Annotated in this window: 2 protein-coding genes; both read right to left on the bottom strand. The window is 52.6% G+C overall.

Features of this window, described 5'->3' with window-relative positions; translation table 11 throughout:
• Positions 1-116: 116 nt before the first annotated feature.
• Positions 117-617 (bottom strand): phage major tail tube protein, encoded by a 501-nt coding sequence (locus H579_RS26545; RefSeq protein WP_051227898.1) that lies wholly within the window; start codon positions 615-617, stop codon positions 117-119.
• On the bottom strand, positions 610-1,569 hold a 960-nt coding region (locus tag H579_RS0118605), incomplete at its 5' end, for a phage tail sheath protein (RefSeq protein ID WP_028301906.1). The genes H579_RS26545 and H579_RS0118605, both read right to left, overlap by 8 nt.

Here is a 1,569-nt window from a genome sequence, read left to right as displayed (position 1 = left end):
GGTGCGATGAGAGATACCGATAGATCCTGCCAAATTGTCATATGATTTCCTTAGACATAAAAAAAGGCCGGACACCTGCCCGACCAATACGATTGAGATACCAACAGAAAGAGAGGTTACAGCTCGACGTTGGCCCGGTGTTTTTCCATAAAGTCTTTACCGAAAATTACGGCCTTTTGTGTCGGCACATCGATATCGTGAATAATCTTTCCGTTATCCTGATGTTTGAAGGCGCGACAGGTGAAGTCGATGGTGTGCTTGTAAAGACCGCCTTTGATCTCTTCCGTTTTAATGCTGCTGACTTCGCAGGTGTGTTCCCAGCGCAGTGGAATTTTGTTTTTCTGCTCATCCAGGGTTGAGCCTAAAACGGTGATCTCTGAGTAGCTGTCAACATCAATCCCCAGTGTGAGCAGCATTTCATCTGTGGCACCGACGGTGACCATTTTGCCTTTCATCACTTCCAGGCCGGTCATCACTTCACCGGGCACGAAACGCGCCCCTTTGGTTTCTTCCATCTTCTTAGTGATTTCCGGCGGTGTGTAGCTTTCCATCTCTGCAACCAGAGGCATGCCGTTAATTAGCGCTCTGGACAGTACGATTGCACGAGTCTCAGCCATTGCTCTGCTCTCCTAATACGCTTTCCAGGTATTGCTCCACGTATTTTTCCTTCGCGTTTACGTGGTAGATCATGTGTTCGTTCGGGGCGTAACGGCCATAATCGAACACGATGTACCAGCTACCGTTCTGATAGCGGCTGGCGGTGTTGAGCGTCGGGTGCAGGTAGATCTCACCACCGGGGATAATCTCGGCGGCGATCAGATCTTTCAGGAAGCCGTTGATGCGGCGGATGACCTGATCCCAGAAGGTTTTGGTCATATTGCGACCCATATAGACCTGGCTGGAGAGTTCCAGCTTGCGGCAGATGGTATCTTCCAGGCCGACATAACTGATAAATTTGCCGGTGACGCTACGGTTCCCGATCAGCGACCAGCCGCCCATGCTGGTATGGCAGATGGCTGCGCAGCCATGTTTCTGCAGCAGATCTGACTCACAGGTCTTATCGAGAATATTGTATTCAATGGTTCGGGCGGTGCCGTTAATGGGCACCGATTGATTGCCCGGTGATTCCCACTGCTTTACCGCTGCCAGCGCACCCACGGCCACGGCTGAACCAGGCACTAAGATATCGCCCTTCGCTTTGCGACTGTAGATACTGACCGCCGGATCGACCATATAGACCCGTTCGTGATTTGAATCGACACCGCCCAGGGTATTCAGAAACGCTATCTGTTCCGCTGTGGTGGTGGACAGGCCATCAGCCACCACACGGGCCCGTAATGCGGCCCCCATCGCGGCCAGTGCATCGATCACCGGCTTCTGATGACTAAAGCCCGGCGCTGCCAGAATGGTCGGGCGCTCCTGACACTCACGCGCGGCTTCAATACCCAAACGCTGATTGGTGACTGGATCACGTCCACCCACCACATTGGCGGTATTGGTCGCCAGATCCCCACTGTCTTCAACCACAATAACGTAGATGGCGACCTGTGTTTTTTCGTGGGTTTTCAT

It is taken from the genome of Oceanospirillum beijerinckii DSM 7166 (assembly GCF_000422425.1).
GTDB classification, from domain to species: Bacteria; Pseudomonadota; Gammaproteobacteria; order Pseudomonadales; family Halomonadaceae; genus Oceanospirillum; species Oceanospirillum beijerinckii.
This window is presented reverse-complemented; position numbering and strand designations above follow the sequence as displayed.